At 38.7% G+C, this 21,904-nt stretch carries 27 protein-coding genes; 11 read left to right on the forward strand and 16 right to left on the reverse strand.

Features of this window, described 5'->3' with window-relative positions; all coding sequences use genetic code 11:
• Positions 1–60 precede the first annotated feature (60 nt).
• Positions 61–627, forward strand: coding sequence for a nicotinate-nicotinamide nucleotide adenylyltransferase (locus ACH8JV_RS00410; protein WP_396519127.1), 567 nt, complete (start codon positions 61–63; stop codon positions 625–627).
• Here ACH8JV_RS00410 and ACH8JV_RS00415 read toward each other — a convergent pair.
• Entirely contained in the window at positions 619–1,545 is a 927-nt protein-coding gene (locus ACH8JV_RS00415; RefSeq protein WP_396519129.1) for a LysR substrate-binding domain-containing protein, read from the reverse strand. The genes ACH8JV_RS00410 and ACH8JV_RS00415 overlap by 9 nt on opposite strands.
• 97 nt (positions 1,546–1,642) lie before the next feature.
• Between ACH8JV_RS00415 and gstA the strand changes: the two genes are divergently transcribed.
• From gstA to ACH8JV_RS00430, 3 genes are read left to right on the forward strand one after another with little or no spacing between them, the layout of a single operon-like run.
• On the forward strand, positions 1,643–2,263 hold the full coding sequence (gene gstA, locus ACH8JV_RS00420; protein WP_396519131.1) for a glutathione transferase GstA: 621 nt from the start codon (positions 1,643–1,645) through the stop codon (positions 2,261–2,263).
• Positions 2,264–2,275: 12 nt separating this feature from the next.
• A complete protein-coding gene (locus tag ACH8JV_RS00425; protein ID WP_396519133.1) occupies positions 2,276–2,488 on the forward strand; it encodes a 4-oxalocrotonate tautomerase family protein in 213 nt (70 codons plus the stop codon).
• Position 2,489: 1 nt separating this feature from the next.
• Complete coding sequence (locus tag ACH8JV_RS00430; RefSeq protein ID WP_396519135.1) at positions 2,490–2,870, forward strand: nuclear transport factor 2 family protein; 381 nt, start codon at positions 2,490–2,492, stop codon at positions 2,868–2,870.
• A 4-nt stretch (positions 2,871–2,874) separates the two neighbouring features.
• Here ACH8JV_RS00430 and ACH8JV_RS00435 read toward each other — a convergent pair whose 3' ends face one another.
• The 8 genes from ACH8JV_RS00435 to dapD all read right to left on the reverse strand — a co-directional run bounded on the left by ACH8JV_RS00435 (position 2,875) and on the right by dapD (position 7,949).
• Positions 2,875–3,237 carry a glyoxalase superfamily protein gene (locus tag ACH8JV_RS00435; RefSeq protein ID WP_396519137.1) on the reverse strand — a complete coding sequence of 121 codons (363 nt, stop codon included), beginning with the start codon at positions 3,235–3,237 and terminating at the stop codon, positions 2,875–2,877.
• A gap of 12 nt (positions 3,238–3,249) precedes the next feature.
• A complete protein-coding gene (locus ACH8JV_RS00440; RefSeq protein WP_396519139.1) occupies positions 3,250–3,819 on the reverse strand; it encodes a CAP domain-containing protein in 570 nt (189 codons plus the stop codon).
• Positions 3,820–3,939: 120 nt separating this feature from the next.
• Positions 3,940–4,401: a peroxiredoxin gene (locus ACH8JV_RS00445; RefSeq protein ID WP_263614365.1), complete on the reverse strand. Its 462-nt coding sequence runs from the start codon at positions 4,399–4,401 to the stop codon at positions 3,940–3,942.
• 17 nt (positions 4,402–4,418) lie between these two features.
• Positions 4,419–5,105, reverse strand: a complete 687-nt coding sequence (locus ACH8JV_RS00450) for a diphthine--ammonia ligase (protein ID WP_396519141.1) — start codon at positions 5,103–5,105, stop codon at positions 4,419–4,421.
• 91 nt (positions 5,106–5,196) lie between these two features.
• On the reverse strand, positions 5,197–5,613 hold the full coding sequence (locus ACH8JV_RS00455) for a hypothetical protein (protein ID WP_396519143.1): 417 nt from the start codon (positions 5,611–5,613) through the stop codon (positions 5,197–5,199).
• 13 nt (positions 5,614–5,626) lie between these two features.
• Positions 5,627–6,298, reverse strand: coding sequence for a 7-cyano-7-deazaguanine synthase QueC (gene queC, locus ACH8JV_RS00460; protein WP_001247780.1), 672 nt, complete (start codon positions 6,296–6,298; stop codon positions 5,627–5,629).
• A gap of 40 nt (positions 6,299–6,338) precedes the next feature.
• On the reverse strand, positions 6,339–7,049 hold the full coding sequence (gene queE, locus ACH8JV_RS00465; RefSeq protein ID WP_396519145.1) for a 7-carboxy-7-deazaguanine synthase QueE: 711 nt from the start codon (positions 7,047–7,049) through the stop codon (positions 6,339–6,341).
• A 78-nt stretch (positions 7,050–7,127) separates the two neighbouring features.
• On the reverse strand, positions 7,128–7,949 hold the full coding sequence (gene dapD, locus ACH8JV_RS00470; protein ID WP_002052807.1) for a 2,3,4,5-tetrahydropyridine-2,6-dicarboxylate N-succinyltransferase: 822 nt from the start codon (positions 7,947–7,949) through the stop codon (positions 7,128–7,130).
• A gap of 285 nt (positions 7,950–8,234) precedes the next feature.
• Between dapD and carO the strand changes: the two genes are divergently transcribed.
• Positions 8,235–8,978, forward strand: a complete 744-nt coding sequence (gene carO / locus ACH8JV_RS00475) for an ornithine uptake porin CarO type 2 (protein ID WP_396519147.1) — start codon at positions 8,235–8,237, stop codon at positions 8,976–8,978.
• A gap of 94 nt (positions 8,979–9,072) precedes the next feature.
• Here the strand turns inward: carO and ACH8JV_RS00480 are convergent, their stop codons facing one another.
• From ACH8JV_RS00480 to ACH8JV_RS00505, 6 genes are all read right to left on the reverse strand, one after another.
• Complete coding sequence (locus tag ACH8JV_RS00480) at positions 9,073–9,996, reverse strand: CysB family HTH-type transcriptional regulator (protein WP_263614360.1); 924 nt, start codon at positions 9,994–9,996, stop codon at positions 9,073–9,075.
• Between the two features lie 71 nt (positions 9,997–10,067).
• Positions 10,068–11,129, reverse strand: a complete 1,062-nt coding sequence (locus tag ACH8JV_RS00485) for a sulfate/molybdate ABC transporter ATP-binding protein (RefSeq protein WP_002052588.1) — start codon at positions 11,127–11,129, stop codon at positions 10,068–10,070.
• A gap of 11 nt (positions 11,130–11,140) precedes the next feature.
• Positions 11,141–12,025, reverse strand: coding sequence for a sulfate ABC transporter permease subunit CysW (cysW, locus tag ACH8JV_RS00490; RefSeq protein WP_002052783.1), 885 nt, complete (start codon positions 12,023–12,025; stop codon positions 11,141–11,143).
• Positions 12,022–12,855: a sulfate ABC transporter permease subunit CysT gene (cysT, locus tag ACH8JV_RS00495; RefSeq protein ID WP_004707527.1), complete on the reverse strand. Its 834-nt coding sequence runs from the start codon at positions 12,853–12,855 to the stop codon at positions 12,022–12,024. The genes cysW and cysT overlap by 4 nt, the downstream gene beginning before the upstream one ends.
• Before the next feature lie 80 nt (positions 12,856–12,935).
• Positions 12,936–13,544: an alpha/beta hydrolase gene (locus tag ACH8JV_RS00500; RefSeq protein WP_016804963.1), complete on the reverse strand. Its 609-nt coding sequence runs from the start codon at positions 13,542–13,544 to the stop codon at positions 12,936–12,938.
• A 30-nt stretch (positions 13,545–13,574) separates the two neighbouring features.
• On the reverse strand, positions 13,575–14,582 hold the full coding sequence (locus ACH8JV_RS00505) for a sulfate ABC transporter substrate-binding protein (RefSeq protein WP_261487971.1): 1,008 nt from the start codon (positions 14,580–14,582) through the stop codon (positions 13,575–13,577).
• 262 nt (positions 14,583–14,844) lie between these two features.
• Here ACH8JV_RS00505 and pabC point away from each other — a divergent pair, with 262 nt between their 5' ends.
• The 4 genes from pabC (at position 14,845) to ACH8JV_RS00525 (ending at position 17,892) form a co-directional block, all read left to right on the forward strand.
• Positions 14,845–15,657, forward strand: coding sequence for an aminodeoxychorismate lyase (gene pabC, locus ACH8JV_RS00510; protein ID WP_396519149.1), 813 nt, complete (start codon positions 14,845–14,847; stop codon positions 15,655–15,657).
• 1 nt (position 15,658) lies between these two features.
• On the forward strand, positions 15,659–16,729 hold the full coding sequence (mltG, locus tag ACH8JV_RS00515; RefSeq protein WP_396519151.1) for an endolytic transglycosylase MltG: 1,071 nt from the start codon (positions 15,659–15,661) through the stop codon (positions 16,727–16,729).
• Positions 16,730–16,738: 9 nt separating this feature from the next.
• Entirely contained in the window at positions 16,739–17,338 is a 600-nt protein-coding gene (gene tmk, locus ACH8JV_RS00520) for a dTMP kinase (RefSeq protein ID WP_000470764.1), read from the forward strand.
• A gap of 137 nt (positions 17,339–17,475) precedes the next feature.
• Positions 17,476–17,892 carry a PaaI family thioesterase gene (locus ACH8JV_RS00525; protein WP_396462435.1) on the forward strand — a complete coding sequence of 139 codons (417 nt, stop codon included), beginning with the start codon at positions 17,476–17,478 and terminating at the stop codon, positions 17,890–17,892.
• 56 nt (positions 17,893–17,948) lie between these two features.
• Here ACH8JV_RS00525 and nadB read toward each other — a convergent pair whose 3' ends face one another.
• A complete protein-coding gene (gene nadB / locus ACH8JV_RS00530; RefSeq protein WP_263614354.1) occupies positions 17,949–19,592 on the reverse strand; it encodes an L-aspartate oxidase in 1,644 nt (547 codons plus the stop codon).
• Positions 19,593–19,822: 230 nt separating this feature from the next.
• Here nadB and ACH8JV_RS00535 point away from each other — a divergent pair, with 230 nt between their 5' ends.
• Together ACH8JV_RS00535 and ACH8JV_RS00540 are read left to right on the forward strand one after the other, a co-directional pair.
• Complete coding sequence (locus ACH8JV_RS00535) at positions 19,823–21,199, forward strand: Do family serine endopeptidase (RefSeq protein ID WP_396462436.1); 1,377 nt, start codon at positions 19,823–19,825, stop codon at positions 21,197–21,199.
• A 120-nt stretch (positions 21,200–21,319) separates the two neighbouring features.
• A complete protein-coding gene (locus tag ACH8JV_RS00540) occupies positions 21,320–21,772 on the forward strand; it encodes a thioesterase family protein (protein WP_016804958.1) in 453 nt (150 codons plus the stop codon).
• The last annotated feature ends 132 nt before the right edge of the window (positions 21,773–21,904 follow it).

Here is a 21,904-nt window from a genome sequence, read left to right on the forward strand (position 1 = left end):
TGGCGCATATTTTTTGTAATGAGCGTTACTGATGAGTTCATAAAAAGTGAAAATCTAATTATGTATAAATTTGACTATCTCGTTTTTATAGGGCGTTTTCAACCATTTCATTTGGCTCATATGCAGACAATTGAAATTGCTTTGCAGCAAAGCCATTATGTCGTTTTAGCATTAGGCTCTGCTCAAATGGAGCGCAATATCAAGAATCCGTTCTTAGCAGTAGAGCGCGAGCAAATGATCTTGTCAAATTTTTCACCAGAAGAGCAAAAGCGTATTCGATTTGTACATGTCGTCGATGTTTATAATGATGAGAAGTGGGTAAAACAAGTCAAATCATTAGTAAATGGTGTAATAGAACCGAATTCAAAAGTTGGTCTGATTGGGCATTTTAAGGATGAGTCATCTTATTATTTAAGGTTATTTCCAGAGTGGGTAATGGTTGAGCTGGATAGCTTAAAAGACTCTATTTCAGCAACGCCAATGCGTGAAGCTTATTATCGTGGTGAAATCCAAACTGAATTCTTTCCTGTAGGAACGATTAAATTTTTAGATGAATTTAAAGAAACTGAAATTTATGCTGAACTACAACGCAAATATCTTATCGATGATAAAAGTAATTTAAATTAAATCAGTTTGTGGCCTTAATTCTTGAATCAAAAAATCAATAAAAACACGAATATGAAAAGATTCGTGTTTTTTATGTGGGTAGAGGAGAGAAAAAGGACGTGAAGTTCCTGAAAGTTTTGTAAGAACCTCAAGCAACTCTCCATTTTTAAGCTCTTTTTCTACTATAAAACGGTAGGTTTGTAATAATCCTGCACTATGTTTTGCTAAGGTGACAGTACCTAAAATATCATCTAAACAACGAATCTTACCTGTGCTTTGATATTCAATAGTTTGATGATTTGAATTGAATAACCAAGGTACATTTTTTCCTGTACTAGGTAACACAAATTGAATGCATTGATGATGCTGTAAATCGTCAAGGATCTGCGGTGTGCCGAAATTTTTTAAATATTCTGGCGAAGCCACCACAATTAGCTCAGCTTGTTCAAGCTGACGTGCAATCAAATTCGAATCAGCAAATTGTCGTCCACGAATTGCTAAGTCATATCCTTCTGCAATAAAGTCCACATTTTTATTGGTTAGTTGAACATCAACTTCGATGGCAGGATATTGTCGTGAGAATTTTGCTAATAATGGCAATATTCGGTAATGCCCATAAGGTGTTGGTACGCTAATTCGAATCAAACCTGAGGGTTGTTGCTTTTGGTTTTTAAGTTGTTGCTCAGCTTCTAAAATTTGATTTAATGCTTGTTTACATTCCTCAAAATACATTTTTCCTTGTGGTGTTAAACGTACTTGTCGAGTCGTTCTCATAAAAAGTGGTGTTGCTAAATGTTTTTCTAATCGGGCAATTGAACGGCTTACCGCTGCTGGACTAACACCTGCATGAAGTGCTGCTTTGGAAAAGCTTTCGTTTTCTGCGACTAAGCAAAATAGCTCTACGCTACTAAACATCATTCTTTTTAGCTGTTGAGCCATTTATTACACCATGTAAAAAATGATTTGAGTTCTGGGCTATTTAAGCACATATAAGTAAACAATAAGATGATTTTCATACCTTGTATGGAATTATTTTATGAAACTGTTTTATTCACCAAATGCCTGTTCTTTAGCGCCACATATTGTTTTAAGAGAGCTGGGATTTGCATTTGAATTAATCAAGGTTGATTTGCACCAGCATTTAACAGAAAAGGGTGAAGACTTTTATCAACTTAATAAAAAAGGACAAGTACCTTTATTACAGCTTGATAATGGTTCATTGTTAACGGAAGGCGCTGTAATTAGCCAATTTCTTGTTGATCAATCGTCACGAAAAGATTTATTAGCTGAAATAAATACCGCCGATCGTTACGAGACTCTCTCATGGATGAATTTTATTGCTTCTGAAATTCATAAAGCGTATTCGCCATTTTTCAATGACTCTTATAATGAACAATGCAAAAGTGTATATAGCATCATTCTCAATAAGCACTATTTACGTATTGATGAACAACTAAAGGGGCAGAATTATTTAACAGGAAGCAACTTTACGATTGCTGATATTTATCTTTTTGTCGTTACTCGCTGGGCTGATTTTATTGGGCTTGATCTAAAGCACTTTATGCATTTAGCAAGTTTTATGCAGAGAATTGCCGAGCGTCAAACGGTTCAAGATGCTATTGCAGCCGAATCTCTTTGTTATGAAAGAAAATTATAAAAGGAGGTGAATATGCCTTATATCTTAATTCAAATTACTAAAGAAAATGTCTCACTACAGCAGAAACAACAGTTAATTCAAGAAGCAACGGAGCTTATGGTTCGTATACTTGATAAAGATCCTGCAACTACATTTGTGGTCATTAATGAAGTTGAAACCGATAACTGGGGTGTTGCAGGTGAAACTGTTTCTGCGATACGAAAAAGGCAAAGTTTGAGTACTTAAAATGCAAAATAACGCTATTAGTGAAATTCAGCAGCAACTAGAACAATATTTTGACGGTCTGTATTTTTGTGATGTGCAACTTCTAAATAATATTTTTCACTCTGATGCTATATATATCAATGTAACCGAGCAGCCTGTACTACGACTTAGTATGGCCGAATATTTTCCAATTGTTGCGAGTAGGATTTCTCCAGCTTCAAAGCGACAAACACGACAGGATAAAATCAGTTCAATCAATTTGATTCATGAACGGTTGGCACTAGTACATGTTGAATGCGTTATCCACCCTAAATATTTTTATGATGCACTTACATTTGTGTTCGAAGATGGGAAATGGAAGATCATATCGAAAGTATTCCATTATCAAATTTTATTGGACTGAATGATTAAGCATCTGCCCAAAATATAATTCGGTTGGAAAAAGGATCGGTGATGCTGAGTTCAAGTGTTTCCCAATCTGTCTTTTCAACCTGAGGTTTAGAAAATTTATAATCTTTTTGACTGAGTTCACTATGTAACTCATAAATATGTTCCCAATAAATACGGATCGCGCTATGCGGACTGGCATCTCCAAAATGCTCAGAGAGATGAATGATGCAATCGTCTTTAGAGACTTGTAAATACAACGGAAAGTTATCTTCAAATTGGTGTTGCCAATCAAGCTGAAAGCCTAAGAAATCAAGATAAAATGATTGAGCTAACTCGACATCAAAAATTCTGAAAATAGGGGTAATCGAACCAGATTGCATCATTTTTCCTTTTTAGCGTGTACCAAATTGTTGAGTCCAATAGCTCTTTTGTTTACCTGTTTGGTCAGAAGCACAAGCGATTGCATAAGTTGTAAACTTAGGGTTCATTAGATTACTACAATGTAGGGGACTCGATAGCCATTTTGTCATTACTTCATTTAAAGTTTTCTGCCCACTCGCGACATTTTCACCATTGGCTTTACCGAGTGTATTGTAAAGTTTTAAACGTGACTTTAAATCTAGTCCTGTTGAGCCAACATGTCCAAGAAAGTTATGTGTTGCCATATCTTGACTATGAGAGAGTGCGCCTTGGTATAAATTATTATTCCAACTCAGCGGCGTAGTTGCAGAAAAATACTGCTGACCGCACTGGCGTGATTGCTGGCGAATCTGATTAATTGTATTAAGAATAGCTTGTTGATAAGCAGGACTTTGTAAGTCTTGGCAAGTTATTTCAATAGTTGAGTTTTGAAGTTGTGGGGTAGAAGAGCTAAGTGTAGGAGGCGTGCTTGATGAGTTAACGGAGCAAGCAGCAATAACAAGGCTAGAAGGTAATAAAGTACAAACTTTTAGTAGATTCATCGCTATGCCATTATTCGAATTATTTTAATATTTTTATCATACGCCAAATTAAAATGACTGAGCAATTTATGTGCGTGTAAAAAAGCGAGTATTCAACTCGCTTTTCATTACTTAAGTTTATTAAGCTGATTGCAATGCTTTTAAGTCGTCTAGAACTTGTTCTGCATGACCAGCAGCTTTTACTTTACGGTAGCTTTTAACTAAAGTTTTGTTATGGAAAATGAAAGTAGAGCGCTCAATACCCATTACTTTTTTTCCATACATGTTCTTTTCTTTAATCACATCAAAGTGATTGCAAAGTACTTCTTCTTTATCACTAATGAGATCAATGGTCAGTGCCTGCTTTTCTGTAAAGTTTTGATGGGCTTTTACAGAGTCGCGCGAAACACCGTAAATACGAGCACCTAATGTATCAAACTGGTCTTTTAAACAAGAAAAACCGACAGCTTGTGTAGTACAGCCTGGAGTTGAATCTTTAGGGTAGAAGTAAATGATTAACCATTCATTATCGACTTCAGCTAAATTAACTTCGCCGTGTGTAGTTGGGAAAACCTGATTTGGCAGTTGAATATTTTCAGACATTTCTTATCCTTTAAAAGTTAAATTTGATCTAATTCAAGTGGTAGAAAAGCATATTCTTCATGATAAACAATATCGAGTTTTCTTACAGGAATAGCTTTGTTAAAAATTGGACCATCAATGACAGTGGTATGAAATTCACCGCCTTCACCGCATGGATCAATGCCACGGTTCTCAAGCTCTTGGATATATTCTAAAGATAAAACTTGACCTAAATCTTCTACTTTCATTCCTAGTTTAAGATTAACAGTGACTATTACACTTTTAAATCCAAGTTGAATAAACTCTTCAACCACTTCACGATGCGGACGCAGCCAGAGTGGCATGCCTAATTTAAGCCCCACTGTTTGAGTGACATGGTCATGCCAACAACCATGTTCAGGCATATCTAAATCACCTGTAACCAGCACCTCTGCACCTTTTTGTTTCGCTTCATTCAGTAAGCTAATGAATTTAGTTTCATAGTCATTCCAACTAGACGAAGCCATAAATACAGGTAAGCCAATTGCTTGTGCTTGCGCCTGAATAATATCAAGTGGCATAGCATGTGAACGAGAGCGCTGACCTTGTTCTTCAAGCATGACAATGAGCCCACTCACCGTGCCAGTTTTCATTGCATGGTAGAGAGCAAGAGAACTGTCTTTGCCTCCACTAAATGAGACAATAGATCGTTTATCTGTTGCGTTGGTTTTCCATTGTTCTTGCATGGTTTATTTCGGATGACGAGATCAGTTTCATTTTAGCAGAGCTATAAAAAAAGCCTGCATAAATGCAGGCTTAATTTGGAGCAACAAAAGCTTATTTTTTAGGAGCTTGTTGTTGAGCTGCTTTCATCGCTTCTTCAGTTAATTTTTCAAGCTTAGTTGTTAACTGAGGACCGAAACACGCTTTAAGGTCACGATTTTGTTGTTGTACAAAAGCTAAAGAGCTTGGGCTTTTCTTCGCATTGATTGCGCTTTGGATTTCCCATTTTTGTGCTTCAGTCACTTTACCTTGAGCATCAACTTGGCAGCTACAGAATTTGCTAACTTCAGCTGAGCTTAATTTACCGCCTTTTGCAGTTTGGTCTTTACAAACGTTGATTAATGCACCTTTAACGTTAGTGCTTTTATATGCTGCTTGAACTGGGTTTTCAGCTGCTTGAGCTGAACCAGTCATAAGTGCAGCTGCTGAGAATAAAGATGAAAGAATAAGATTTGATTTTAACAACTTCATAAATTTTACCTACTTATTGCGGTATATAGCGTGTTGGATCGGTAACGCCGGCATCGATAAAGCCTTCTTTACGCAAACGGCAGCTGTCACACTTGCCACACGCACGTCCTTGAGCATCTGCTTGGTAGCAAGATACCGTTTGGCTATAGTCTACGCCATGTTCAATCCCTAAACGTATAATATTCGCTTTGGATAAATGTAACAGGGGTGTTTCAAATTTAAGTGGTTTTCCTTCAACGCCAGCTTTTGTTGCTAAACGAGCCATATTGGCAAAAGCATCAATAAATTCTGGGCGACAATCAGGATATCCTGAATAATCAACAGCATTGATACCAATCACAATCGCTTCAGCATTGAATACTTCGGCTGCAGCTAAGGCATATGAAAGGAAAATTGTGTTACGTGCTGGTACATAAGTTACAGGAATGCCTTCTTGTAATTGTTCTGGTACAGCAATGTTATGGTCTGTAAGTGCAGATCCACCTAAATTGGCTAAATCGATATTGATTACACGGTGTTCAACACCTGCACGCTGAGCTAATGCTTTGGCTGCATCAAGTTCAGTGGTTGAGCGTTGACCATACATAAAACTAATAGCGATACATTCATAGCGCGCTTGTGCCCAAGCTAGGCAAGTGGTTGAGTCTAAGCCGCCTGAAAGTAAAACAATGGCACGAGGGCGCATATTTTTCTCCATATTCGGAATGATTTATTTTATTGAGCGATTAACGACCTGATTCATCATTCCAGAGCAGTTTATGTAACTGTAGCTGGAAACGTACAGGCAGTTTATCGTCCAGTATCCACTGTGCCAGATCACGTGCTAAACGTGGCAGGCCAACAGCACCTTTTTCAACTGCAAAGGCAGGGGAGAACCAAACAGTACTGACTTTGGTCTGCAGTTGATATTGTTCAACTTGTTGTTTTGACCATTCATAGTCTTCACGATTACAAATCACAAATTTGATTTGGTCATGTGAAGTTAAGTAGTCAAGATTACTGATGAGATTACGGTGTTCTTCACCAGAAGTTGGAGTCTTTAAATCGAGAACTTTAGAAACACGTGGGTCTACTTTTGATACATCAATAGCACCACTGGTTTCTAAAGAAACGTCAAAGCCAGCATTACATAAACGTTGTAATAAAATTAAGCAATTTGGCTGTGCTAGAGGTTCACCACCAGTCACACAAATATAAGGCGTTTGATATTTTTCAGCCGTTTCAATAATGTGCTCGAGTGATAAACGCTCGCCACCTTCAAAAGAATAGGTGGTATCACAATATGTACAACGTAAAGGACAGCCTGTGAGACGAATAAATACAGTCGGTAAACCAGAGGCATTTGCTTCACCCTGCAACGAGTAAAAAATCTCGGTAATGCGTAAACCAGACGCAGGGTCAGAGACAGGAATTGCAGAGGAACGTAAGGAAGCCATTCTAGAAATACCACACTATATAAAAAATAAAATCTCTACGATCAGTGTTGATCGTAGAGATGCTTGATCAAACTGAAATTAGTCAGCGCGTAACAAATCGTTCAAACTTGTTTTTGCACGTGTTTGCGCATCAACTTTTTTCACGATAATTGCAGCGTATAAGCTGTATTTACCGTCAGCAGATGGGATGTTACCTGGTACAACAACTGAACCAGCAGGAACACGACCATAATGGATTTCGCCAGTTTCACGGTCATAAATTTTGGTTGATTGACCAATGAAGACACCCATTGAAATGACTGAACCTTCTTCAACAATAACGCCTTCAACGATTTCAGAACGCGCACCGATAAAGCAGTTGTCTTCAATAATGGTTGGGTTAGCTTGTAATGGCTCTAAAACACCACCGATACCAACACCACCAGACAAGTGAACGTTTTTACCGATTTGAGCGCATGAACCTACAGTTGCCCATGTATCAACCATTGTGCCTTCATCTACATAAGCACCAATGTTGACATAAGATGGCATTAACACCACATTTTTAGCTTGGAAGCTACCACGACGAGCAACAGCAGGAGGCACAACACGCACACCAGCAGCTTTAAATTGCTCTTCAGTCCAACCAGAGAATTTAGTTTCAACTTTGTCGTAGAAACGAAGATCACATGACTCGATTGGTTTATTGTCATTGAGTTTAAATGATAATAAAACAGCTTTTTTTAACCATTGATGAACAACCCATTCACCATTGATTTTTTCTGCAACACGAAGTGTACCGTTATCTAATCCAGCAATTGCTTCTTCAACAGCTTGGCGAATTTCGCTAGAGCAATCTGCTGCAGTAAAGTTTGCGCGGTCTTCAAATGCTTGCTCAATGATCGTAGAAAGCTGAGACATGATCTTCCTTCCATAAAAAATTTTAAAGATTTTACACTAATTTGTGACAAGAATCTTTGAAAAAACGTGTTACGTTTAAAGCGAGAGTTAAAGTGGAAAAGCTTATTAGATAATCAAGTGTTTTTTACACAAAAATGATTTGAAAATAAAAATTTAACTCAATTTGTATCAAAAAATAACAGAAATCTAGCAGTTTTTGTATAAAAAAGAATCTATGCTCTTGAATATAATTTTTGTCACAAGCTGAATAAATTAAAAACAGAGCCTTTTCTTGAGGAGAAAACGATGAAAGTATTACGTGTTTTAGTGACAACTACAGCTTTACTTGCTGCTGGCGCTGCAATGGCAGATGAGGCTGTTGTTCATGACAGTTATGCATTCGATAAAAACCAATTAATTCCAGTGGGTGCTCGTGCTGAAGTTGGTACTACAGGCTACGGTGGTGCTCTATTATGGCAAGCAAACCCATATGTTGGTTTAGCATTGGGTTATAACGGTGGTGATATTTCTTGGTCTGATGATTTATCAATCAATGGTACTAAGTATGACATGGATATGGATAATAAATTAGCATATTTAAATGCTGAGATTCGTCCATGGGGTGCAAGTACTAATCGTTGGGCGCAAGGCGTATATATCGCTGCTGGAGCAGCATATGTTGATAGTCAATATGACTTGACTAAAAAAGTAGGTACGAATGCTTCTGTTGAAATTGATGGAAATCGTTTTAATGGGGGTGCTAATGGGGTAAATATCGCGGGTAATCTAAAGTATGATAACGATATTGCTCCTTACCTAGGCTTTGGTTTTGCACCTAAAATCAATAAAAACTGGGGCGTATTTGGTGAAGTCGGTGCCTACTATACTGGTAACCCTAAAGTAACTTTAGCTTCAAATAATGATGCATTAATTGGTAGCGATGGTCGTACTCTAGGTAAGACTTTAGATGATCAAGAAAATAAAATCCGTAACGATGACAAATACCAATGGTTACCAGTGGGTAAAGTTGGTGTGAACTTCTTCTGGTAAGATCCTAAAGAAAAAACGAGCTTCGGCTCGTTTTTTTTGTATTTAATAAAATAAATAAAAGAGCTATTTAGCTCTTTTATTCTGTTCTTAATTTTTATTCATCTGGATAAGCAATTTTTTTCAATGCTTTAATGTCGGCATCAGGTGAGCATAAAGAAATAAACTCATAACCGTAACCACGTAAGAGATGGCCTTTACGAACAGCAATCCATGTGGTGTTAACACCAAAGATATCAGTTTTAATTTGCTTTAAACGATAGTCACGTTCAGCATCGTAAGCAACATCGTTGACAATTCCGACGCCCATACCAAGTTCTACATACGTTTTAATAACATCGGCATCAAGAGCAGACATTACGATATCAGCATCAATTTGAGCATCTTCAAATGCTTTATCGATTTTAGAACGACCTGTAAAACCACCATGATAAGTAATCAGTGGATATTCAGATAAAGCATCAAGATCAATCTTATCGAGTTTGGCAAGTGGGTGCTCTTGCGGTGTAATAATACTGTGCTGCCATTGATAGTAGGGAATACTTGCTAAATTTTCTTCAGTTGTTAAAGATTCTGTCGCAATACCAATATCGGCTTCACCTTGTAAAAGCATTTCTGCAATTTCTACAGGACTGGCTTGTTGCAAAATCAAATGTACTTTAGGGAACAGCTTTTTAAATTGATTGACGATCGGTGGTAGTACATAACGTGCTTGAGTATGCGTTGTCGCAATTGTTAACGTACCTTCATCTACTTTATTAAAGTCATCAGCAAGACGTTTAATATTTTCAGCATCTACAAGCATACGCTCCACAATGCTAAGTAGCGACTGGCCCGGTTCAGTTAAACCAAGTAAACGTTTACCTTTACGAACGAAAAGTTGTACACCTAATTCATCTTCTAAATCTTTAATATGTTTACTTACACCTGATTGAGAGGTGTATAACGCGGCAGATGCTTCCGTTAAATTAAAGTTTTGGCGTACTGTTTCTCGGATAATTCTTAATTGTTGAAAGTTCATTTACACTTTTCCTCGAAAGAGGTGAGGAACGGCTTTAAATTCCGCGAGATGGCTCCTCACCAAATAATTCCTTAAGCAACTTGATCTGCAAATAGATGAAGTTGAGATGCACTCACCCAAACAGTTTGATTTGGTTTAAATGCATGTTGTTTTGCAGCTTCACTGCTCAGAGCAATCTCAATTAAACGTCCATTACGATCTTGTAATTCCGCCACTACTTTTCCAGCAATCCAGACTTCACGTACAAAAGTTGCTTCAATTGTATTTGCCTGTGGTTGCGAATGAATATGTAACTCATCCGGACGGGCAAAAGCAATCACTTTTCCTTGCGGTGCCTGAACTGTAGTCGGTAATTCGATACGATCATTGCCAATACGGATAATACCGCCAGCATGTTCACCTTCAAAACGATTTGCTTGACCCAAGAAATCAAATACAAATGGTGTTGCAGGTTTTTCGTAGACTTCACGTGGTGAACCAATTTGTTCGACGTTACCTTTATTCATCACAATAATCTGGTCAGCCACTTCAAGAGCTTCTTCTTGGTCATGGGTTACGAAAATTGAAGTGATATGCAATTCGTCATGCAAGTTCCGTAACCAGCGACGTAACTCTTTACGGACTTTGGCATCAAGTGCGCCAAAGGGTTCATCAAGTAATAAGACTCGTGGCTCTACTGCCAACGCACGGGCTAAAGCAATACGTTGACGTTGACCACCAGAAAGCTGAGCAGGGTAGCGGTCTGCTAAAAAGCCCAGTTGAACTAGGTCAAGCAGACGAGTAACACGTTTTTTAATCTCAGCTTCCGAAGGACGGGTCGCACGAGGGCGAACACGTAAACCAAAGGCAATATTGTCAAATACAGTCATATGACGGAATAAAGCATAGTGCTGAAATACAAAGCCAACCTGACGTTCGCGAACATGGACATTTGTTGCATCTTCACCTTCAAGTAATACTTGACCGCCATCGGCTGACTCTAAGCCAGCAATAATACGAAGTAGTGTCGTTTTACCGCAGCCAGATGGTCCGAGTAGCGCAACCAGTTCACCCTCTGGAAAGTCTAGGGAAATATTTTTAAGCGCATGGAATGCACCAAAGTGTTTTTCAATATTCTTAACTTGAATACTCATGATTTCATTCCTTACGAATCAGTTGAATGCGGTTCTGGTTTGTCTTGATGTAGTTCTAACCAAGTTTTCAATACCAGTGTTAATAAGGCTAAGAAAGCAAGTAATGAGGACACGGCAAAGGCTGCACTGAAGGTGTACTCGTTATATAAAATTTCAACATGAAGTGGCAGGGTATTGGTTTCACCACGGATGTGGCCAGAAACTACCGATACTGCACCGAACTCACCCATTGCACGGGCATTACACAAAATCACGCCGTAAATTAAACCCCACTTAATGTTAGGCAGAGTGACTTTCCAAAAGGTTTGCCAGCCTGACGCACCAAGTACAATCGCAGCTTCTTCTTCTTCTGTTCCTTGAGCTTCCATAAGAGGAATTAACTCACGTGCAACAAAAGGAACGGTAATAAAGATGGTCGCTAAAACAATTCCGGGCACCGCATATAAAATCTTAATGTCATGGTCCATTAACCAGCCGCCTAACCAACCTTGAGCACCAAAAATCAGTACAATCATTAAACCCGCAATAACAGGTGAAACTGAAAAAGGCATATCAATAATGGTGGTTAAAATCGCTTTGCCTTTAAACTGGAACTTGGAAACAGCCCATGCAGCGGCAACACCAAATATCACGTTAATCGGTACGGCAATCGCTGCGGTGAGTAATGTTAATTTCACCGCTGACAACGTATCTGGATCAATTAAAGCCTGAACATAGACTTCAAGACCTTGTTTAAACGCTTCAACAAAAACCAGAATAAGTGGCAACATCAGGCAGCTAAGAAAGAAAATCAGTGCAACTGTAATGAGTGTATAACGTACCCAAGTCGGTTCACGAGTTGCATCACGAGACTGTAGCTTCAAAGCAAGCGCATTGCTGTCGGTATGTAGGTTCATGTGATATTTCTCCCTGTACGACGGTTTGCCCATGCTTGAAGTAAGTTAATGACAAATAAAATAATGAAAGAGAGAACTAACATAACCGCAGCAATAGTCGTTGCACCTGCATAGTCATATTCTTCAAGACGAGAAATGATCATGAGCGGGGCAATTTCTGTTTTAAACGGCTGGTTACCTGCGATGAAAATTACAGAACCATATTCACCCACGCCACGGGCAAATGCTAAAGCAAAGCCTGTAAATAGCGCAGGTAGTAATATTGGCAAAATAATTTTAGTAATGGTCTGCCAGCGATTTGCTCCAAGTGCAGAAGCAGCCTCTTCAAGCTCGGTTTCGATATCGCTTAGTACGGGTTGAACAGTTCGAACAATAAAGGGAATACCAATAAATACTAAAGCTAGCGTAATCCCGATAGGTGTATAAGCAACATGAATACCGAGTGGTTCTAAATATTGACCAATCCAGCCAGTAGGGGCATAAAGCGAAGTGAGAGCAATACCTGCAACTGCTGTTGGAAGTGCAAAAGGTAAGTCTACTAAGGCATCAACCAGACGTTTTCCGGGAAAGTTATAACGGACAAGGCACCAAGCTAAAAGTAGTCCGAAAACAACATTAATAAACGCTGCAATTAAAGCTGAACTAAAGCTGAGTTGAAGCGATTTTAAAATACGTTCAGAAGTTAAAATTTCCCATAGTCCGTCCCATCCGATTCCAAATGATTTGATAAAGACTGCGGCTAATGGAATAAGCACAATAAAAGAAACGTAGGCGAGGGTGAAGCCCAATGATAGACCAAACCCAGGCAGCACTCGGGATCGCTGCGACATGATATTTCCTCAAAGAGAAAAGCCTGCTGAAACCAGTAAGCGAATAAATAAAGATAAACGGCGCGGTATAAAGCTGGGTATTAAGCAAATTTCAAAGAGAAATGTGTCTTTACCGGATCAATAGATGAGTGGCTACACATCGAGTCTTCAGGAAGTAGATAGTTCAGTAAGTCAGGGAATGGGCCAAAACCAGAAGCAACATTGATATGACCGACTTGCCCAAGATTAATTGGGTTTAATTGCCAAGCTTTAGCAAGTTGTAAAGCATCAAAAAAATCTAACCAAGGATCATTTTCACTAATCAGTAGTGTTGTAGGCACATTAATTTTTAACTGATGAAAATAATCTTTGTAGTCAGTCAAGCTATGACGGGCAAAACCTGCTTCACCAAAACGTGCCGGATTTGCAGGAGCAACCAAAATTAGTTTTTTAACTTGAACTTGTAACTCAGGATGCTCAGCCAAAGCAGCAACACTTGTTAAGCAACCGAAACTATGCGCAACAATTTGCACGGGTGCTTGTACTGCTTGAACAGTTTTAACGAATTGCTCAATCCATTCACTTAATACGGGTCTATCCCAGTTTTTTTGCTCAACACGAGAACTAGACACGAGTTGACGCTGCAACCAAGATTGCCAATGTTGATGTTCACTTCCACCTACACCTGGAACAATTACAGAGTGAGTCATGTCTGTTCTCCTTATCGTTAGTACAAAGAATTACTTCTCTGTACTATTGATTTTCACGATTTGATCGAAAACACCACCATTATCAAAGTGTTGTTTTTGCACTTTTGTCCAACCGCCAAACTCTTTATCAATTGTTACGAGTTTCAATGGCTTAAATACATTGCTGTATTTTTTGAGTACGGCTGCATTACGAGGGCGGTAGAAGTTACGTGCTGCAATTTCTTGGCCAGCAGGTGAGTACAAGTAGTTGAGGTAACCTTTAGCGATGGTGAGGTTGCCTTTTTTAGCAGCGTTTTTCTCAACAACAGCAACTGGTGGTTCAGCTAAAATCGAAAGAGACGGGGTAATAATTTCAAATTTGCCCGGTTGTTCGCGAACAGCTAAGTGAGCTTCATTTTCCCAAGCAAGTAATACGTCACCAATGCCACGTTCAGCAAAAGTCGTGGTTGCACCGCGTGCACCCGAATCTAGAACTTTAGTGTGCTTATAAATTTGGCGGACATATTCTTGTGCTTTAGCATCGTTACCACCTGGTTGATGTTTTGCCCAAGCCCAAGCTGCAAGGTAGTTCCAGCGGGCACCGCCAGAAGTTTTCGGGTTTGGTGTAATAATTTCTACACCTGGTTTGATTAAATCACCCCAATCTTTAATTTGTTTAGGGTTACCCTTACGTACCAAAAACACGATTGTTGATGTGTATGGAGTAGAGTTTTGTGGCAATTTCTTCTGCCAATCAGTAGGAAGCAATTTTGCTTTTTCTGCAATTTCATCGATATCAGCTGCAAGAGCTAATGTCACAACGTCAGCATTTAAGCCATCAATCACGGCACGGGCCTGTTTACCAGAACCACCGTGTGATTGTTTAAACTGAATATCTTGTCCAGTACGCTGTTTCCAGTAAGTACCAAACTGTTTATTAAAGTCTGTATATAACTCGCGAGTTGGATCGTAAGAAACGTTTAAGAATTCTTGAGCTGCAAATGATGAAACAGAAAGAAGTGCAGCAATAACCCCGACTTTTAATTGAGAAAAACGCATGAGATAACCCCTCAAAAATACGAAATGTTCAAAACATGAACGCAGAATAGCGCTAGTCTTTATTCTAAAAAAATAATAAAAAACGAATTTAATATGAAAAATATAGAAATATAAAAAATGGATAAGCTATTCTTAAATCTTGATATATAACAAGTTTCAAAAGTCCTGATTAAATCGGTATAATTTTTTAAAATCAGTCATTTATTAATTAAATGAAAGGTGTTGTATTGTTGGGCGGTTTTTAAGAAAGGACGGATTAAGCATGTGGTGTTTTAAAAATGGGCAACCTGTTGAAACCATTCCGTTACTAGACCGAGCATTTCATTATGGAGATGGATGCTTTACCACAATTCGTGTTTTTCAAAATAAGATTGAGCTTAAAGCACGTCACTCGGAACGTCTAAAACTTGCCTGTCAAAAACTAGTATTAACTGCAAACTTTGACTTCATTGAACAGAGTTTGCAGCATCTATATAAACAAAACCTTGTACTCAACGGTACTTTAAAAATTGTGATTAGCCGTGGTGAAGGTGACCGTGGTTATAGTTTGCCAAAGCATGAAGCAGATATTTATGTCTGGTTCTATCCAAAAGCATTGGACCAGTTCCGACCAGATTTTATTGAGTGTGGGGTTTTAAATCAGGCCTTGGGTTTAACCATGCCGAGTTTAGTTGGACTTAAATCTTTAAACCGTCTTGAACAGGTACTGCTAAAAAAAGAAGCAGATCAACAAGGCTGGGCAGAAGCATTAGTATCTGATGTACAAGGTTATATTGTTGAAGGGGTAAGCAGTAATTGTTTTATTCGTTTAAATGATAGATGGATTACACCGGAACTTCGCTATAATGGCGTCCACGGTGTGATGCGTGCAGAAATTTTGGCACGTATGCAGCACCATGGAATTGCCTGCGAAGTCAGAATAATTGAGCTAGATGAAGTACCACAAATACAGAGTCTATTCTTTTGTAATGCTTTACATCCAATGCGAGTGGTTACTCAAATCGGTGAACAAACTCTAGATTCACAGGCGTGCCTAAATTTATTTCATACTCTTAACTTGAATCAGATTCATTAATATGCCGAAGCCACCTGTGAACGCGAAAGCAAAAAATGCTAAAAAAAAGGGCAAGAAAACAGCATCTCATTTTCCTAAAAAGTTGGTGCTCATTGGCTGTTTTATCGTTTTAATTTCTATTTTTGCTATTTTATGGTCAAGTTTATTTAAAGCTTATCCTATTGAAGGGAAAAAGCAGATGCTATCGATCACTTCAGGTGAGACCTACTCTGGTTTTATCGATCATTTAGCAAAAGAAAACAAAATCCATTTTCCTATTGTACTTAAGCTTTATCAAAGATTTATGATTCATGACAGCATGAAAGCTGGTGTATATGAAGTTGAGCAGGGTATGAGCGTAAGACAAGTATTAGAGATGTTGTCTAATGCTGATAATGCTCAGATGAACCGTATTTTAGTGATTGAAGGTACGACTTTTAAGCAGCTTATTACTGCACTCAAAAATGATAAAAATGTAAAAAATACAATACTTGACTTACCAGATGATCAGCTGATGAAGGCGCTAGGAATTCCTTATCATCATCCGGAAGGTTTATTTGCGCCTAACACTTATTTCTTTGCAAAAGGTGAAACTGATAAAAAAATCCTGACGGATTTATATCATCACCAAATGAAAGCATTAGATACAGCTTGGGCGAATCGTGCACCAAATTTACCTTATAAAGATAAGTATGAAGCTTTGATTATGGCTTCAATTGTTGAAAAAGAAACAAGTTTAGATAGTGAGCTTGAGCAAGTATCTGGTGTATTTGTACGCCGTCTGAAAATTGGTATGCGTCTACAAACTGACCCAACCGTAATTTATGGCATGGGTGCAAACTATAAGGGTAACATTACTCGCGAAGACTTACGTACACCAACGCCATATAATACTTATACAATTAATGGCTTACCGCCAACACCAATTGCCTTACCAAGTCAAAAAGCAATTGAAGCTGCATTACATCCAGATGACTCAAATAATATTTATTTTGTGGCAACTGGTAATGGTGGTCATAAATTTACTGCAGATTTGCAGGCTCATAATCAAGCGGTGCAGCAGTATTTATCCGTGTTGAGATCGAAGAAATAAGGAAAAGAGATGTTTATTAGCTTTGAAGGCACGGAAGGGGTAGGTAAAACTACACTCATTCGAAAAATTCATCAGCATTTTGAAGAGCAAGGTAAACAAGTTGTTTTAACCCGTGAACCGGGTGGTACGCCATTAGCAGAACAAATACGTTCAATGCTTTTGGCGGTGAATCATGATGAAAATATGAGCCATGATACTGAACTACTCTTAATTTATGCGGCACGTGCTCAACACTTACAACAAGTCATTTTGCCGGCTCTAGAGTCTAATAAAATTGTTTTAAGTGATCGCTTTACCGATGCAAGCTTTGCTTATCAATGTTCGGGTCGTGGTTTAAGCCAAGATAAATTACAGCTTTTAAATCAGAACTTTGTTTCACGCATGCCTGAGGTGACTTTTTGGTTAGATGCACCGATTGAACTTGGTATGAACCGTGCACGTGAGCGTGGAGCTTTAGACCGTTTTGAACAAGAAAAGTTAAGTTTCTTTACTAAAGTTCGCGAAGGTTATGAGACCTTATGGAAAGCTGAACCTGAACGTATTAAACGTTTAGATGCTACGCAAAGTCCTGATCAGGTGTTTGAGCAGGCTTTGCAATATTTAGGATAAGTAATAATAAAAGCCACTCTCATATTTTGTGGGAGTGGTTAAAAATAATAATAAATCTGGTTTAAAAGGTCATAGAAAATATGAGTCAGTATTCTATGCTATTTTGAATATTGTTCTGAAATCGAAGAAAAACAAGGATGAAAAGTTCAAAAGAAGAAATTGTAGCGTTTCTTGAAAAGGAATTTCCGCCAAGTCTTGAACATTGCACGATTGAATCAGTCACGCCTAAAGCTGCTGTCGTTTATTATCACGTTGATCAAAGACATCAACGTCCGGGCGGTACTATATCTGGGCCTACCATGATGACTTTGGCAGACTTTGCTTTGTATATTGCAATACTCGGTGAAATCGGAATTGTTGGTTTAGCTGTCACGACTAATTTTAATATTAATTTTTTAAGAAAACCCGCAGGTGATAAAGATCTACGTAGCGAATGTAAGCTCATGAAAGTAGGGAAGAGTCTTGTGGTGGGTGAGGTATGGATTTATTCAGTAGGGCAAGAGGAACCGGTGGCACATGTGACCGCGACTTATTCAATTCCTCCTCGATCATAAATATTAACCTAAATAAAAAGCACAGCCAGAGCTGTGCTTTTTTGTAGAAAAACAGTTTAAATTTCGGTATTAACCAATGGTTGTTCTACTGCAAAATTTGGAGGAGTTAACACAGTTTTACGAATCTCGTTCGAAGTTTCCGGATAATCGAGCGTGTAATGTAGACCACGTGACTCTTTGCGGTGCATGGCACAGCGCACAATCATCTCAGATACTAAAACAAGATTACGCAGTTCAATCAGGTTTTTGCTGACACGGTAGTCTTGATAATATTCAGTGATTTCACGCTTTAACATTTCTATACGGTGTAAAGCACGTTCTAAACGTTTCGTGGTTCTTACAATACCAACGTAGTTCCACATGGTTGAACGTAATTCATCCCAGTTTTGTAAAATCACCACATCTTCATCTGGGTTGGTTACTTGAGAGTCATCCCAAGTCGGTACTTTCGGTAGTTTGAAATTCTCATCAAACTTATTTTCGATATCTTTTGCTGCGCTCATACCGTAAACAAAGCACTCAAGTAATGAGTTACTCGCCATACGGTTAGCACCATGTAAACCTGTATAAGAGGTTTCACCAATTGCATAGAGACCTTCAATATCGGTCTGGCTATTTGAATCAACCACAACACCACCACATGTATAGTGTGCAGCCGGCACTACTGGAATCATGTCTTTTGTAATGTCGATACCTAACTCAAGCAAACGTGCATAAAGTGTAGGGAAGTGCTCTTTAATAAACTCAGGTGATTTGTGTGTAATGTCTAACCACACATGGCGAATACCGAGACGTTTAATTTCATGGTCAATGGTACGTGCCACAATATCGCGAGGAGCCAACTCTGCACGATCATCAAAACGAAGCATAAAACGTTCGCCATCTGGCAAGCGTAAATAAGCACCTTCGCCACGCATCGCTTCAGTAATTAAGAACGAACGCGCTTGTGGATGGTACAGGCAAGTTGGATGGAACTGATTAAATTCCATATTCGCAACACGGCAACCTGCGCGGTAAGCCATAGCAATACCATCGCCTGTAGCAATATCAGGGTTAGACGTATAAAGGTAAGCTTTCATCGCACCGCCGCAAGCAAGTGCGGTAAATGGTGCAAGGAAGGTATGAACTTTTTCAGTATTTTCATCTAAGGCATACAAACCAACAGCGCGATTCGCTTGATCTGTATGACCCAATTTATGCGACGTGATTAAATCAATCGCAATGTAGTTTTCAAAAATAGTAATATTCTTGCGTTCTTTCGCACGTTCAACCAGTGTAGTTGAAATGGCTTTGCCTGTAGCATCAGCAGAATGGATAATGCGGCGCTGTGAGTGGCCGCCTTCGCGAGTTAAGTGAAGCTGCTCATCTTCATCTAAGGTGAACTGAACACCTTGCTTTAAAAGAAAATCAACAGAAGGGCGACCACCTTCGACAGTATGCTGAACTGCATCCATTTCACATAAATGAGCACCTGCAATCATAGTGTCATTAATATGTTGTTGAATAGAGTCTGTTTCATCAAGAACAGCAGCAACACCGCCTTGTGCATAGAAGGTACTTGCCTCAGTTAAAGCAGCTTTGGCTAAAACTGCAATATTAAAATGACTTGGTAACGATAAAGCCAGACTTAAACCAGCACCGCCACTGCCCACAATAATCACGTCAAAGTGGTGAATTGTCTGTTGATTAGGCATGTCCATTCGCATCAATTTAAAACGTCCGCTAATGACACCCCTTTTTACCTAAAAAGGCAAGAGCTTAAGCGCTCTAAGTCACAGAAAAATTGCAATTAGCTTAAAAAATTGCAATGCGTAAAATAAACGTGATGATGATGTCTTACAAATAAACATATTGTTACGCACAATTCCAAAGCATTGTGATACAAAAGTTTTATTCTTATTCTCGTAGACCAATTGTGGGTGAGCACCGAATGAAATCTCGCTATTTACAACAAGGAATGTATGCAGCGGTATTTACAGTTGCCGCTGTTCAAGCAAATGCTGCTGTTGATTTTTCAAACCTCGTTGAACAAGTTAGTCCGGCTGTGGTGAGCGTAAACGTCGTAAAAAAAATGACTCAGGATGAACTGTTACAACAGCAAGTTCCTGAAATTTTAAAACGTTTCTTTGGTAATCAGGTCATCATTCCACAGCAACAAGGTCCTCAAGAAAAAACAGCATACGGTAGTGCATTCTTTATTAGTAAAGATGGTTACTTACTCACAAATCATCATGTGATTGAAAATGCTTCCCGCATTAGTATTACTTTAAATGACCGTCGTGAAATTGATGCAACTGTTGTTGGTAGTGATGAACGTACCGATGTTGCATTATTAAAAGTCAATGGAAGTAATTATCCTGCTTTAAAAGTTGGTAATGTTGACCGCTTACGAGTCGGAGAGCCAGTATTGGCAATTGGTTCTCCATTTGGTTTTGACTACTCCGCTTCAGCAGGTATTGTTAGTGCTAAATCACGAAACATGAGTGGTGAAACTTCTGTACCATTTATTCAAACTGACGTTGCACTAAACCCAGGTAACTCAGGCGGTCCATTGTTTAACCAAAATGGCGAAGTTGTTGGGGTAAACTCACGTATCTTTAGTGGTACTGGCGGTTATATGGGCTTGTCTTTCTCTATTCCAATCGATGTTGCGATGGATGTAGCTGAACAGCTTAAAACAAAAGGTAAAGTTACTCGTTCATACCTAGGCGTCATGATGCAAGATATTGATCGTAATCTTGCCGATGCTTACAAACTCCCTAAACCAGAAGGTGCCCTCATCACACAAGTGACACCAAATTCACCTGCTCAAAAAGCAGGGCTTAGAGCTGGTGATGTGATTTTAAAACTTAATGGTGCTTCTGTGCTGCGTACAAGTGATTTACTCTACGCATTAAATAAAGTTCAGCCAAACCAAACCGTTCAGTTTGAAGTGTTACGTGATGATAAAACTCGTAATATCACTGCAACTTTAGCAACTGCACCAGATGAAACACCAGCTACTGGTACTCAGACCTCTGCTTCTAAAGGTCCAGTGTTAGGCATGAGTATTCGTGATTTAGCTGAACCAGAGAAAAATACTTTGGGTGTAAAAGGTGGTATTTATGTTCAAGATGTCCGCCGTGGTGGGTTGGCGTCATTGTCAAATATCATTCCGGGTGACGTGATTGTTCAGGTCAATAATACTCAAATTTTAAATAGCCAAGATTTTGCGAAAGTTGTTTCTAACCTACAAAAAAATACGGTTGCACGTGTTGGTATCATTCGTCAAGGACAACGAGCAATGCTTGGTTTACGCATTCAGTAAAATGATATAAAAATGAGCCACCCTGAAAATGGGTGGTTTTTTATTATTTGTATTCGGCATAATGTTCGATCTAGCTAATTTAATTGTAGCTTTAGATTTAATAATTAAAGTGGGTGTTTTGTGAGCAGTATTTTCGATTTACATATTCAGGTTCAGCCACAGCATATTGATGCTTTGGGTCATGTTAACAATGTAATGTATGTCCAATGGATGCAAGATGTTGCTGCTGCTCATGTTGAAACATTAGGGGTAGGCGTAACCAAATACCTTGAGCTTAAGCATGCAATGGTTGCTGTTGAGCATCATGTGCAATATCGTAAGGCTGCGTTTGAAGGCGAAGAAATTATATTGCGGACATGGCTAGACGATATCAATGCGCTTTATTCATTTCGCCAGTATGTTTTTTTCCGTCCGTCTGATCAAGCAGTCTTATTTGTTGGGAATACCAAGTGGGCATGTATTGAAATTGCATCGGGTCGACCAAAACGAATGTCGCCAACTTTTACACAAGCTTATAAGCCCCTTGATTCAAGCATAAATCCTTTAGATTTTACTATTTCATATGCTCGATAGTCGGAAGTATTACATGTGCTTTGAATTGTCATTTTTTAGAACATAAGTACAAAGCTCATGATTATTTTGGATACTTTAAAATATCCATCTGCTATAATCTCTCGCAATTTGTTAAACCGCTTTGGCTATGTA

Origin of the sequence: Acinetobacter sp. ABJ_C5_2 (assembly GCF_044538485.1) — a bacterium.
GTDB lineage: Bacteria > Pseudomonadota > Gammaproteobacteria > Pseudomonadales > Moraxellaceae > Acinetobacter > Acinetobacter nosocomialis_A.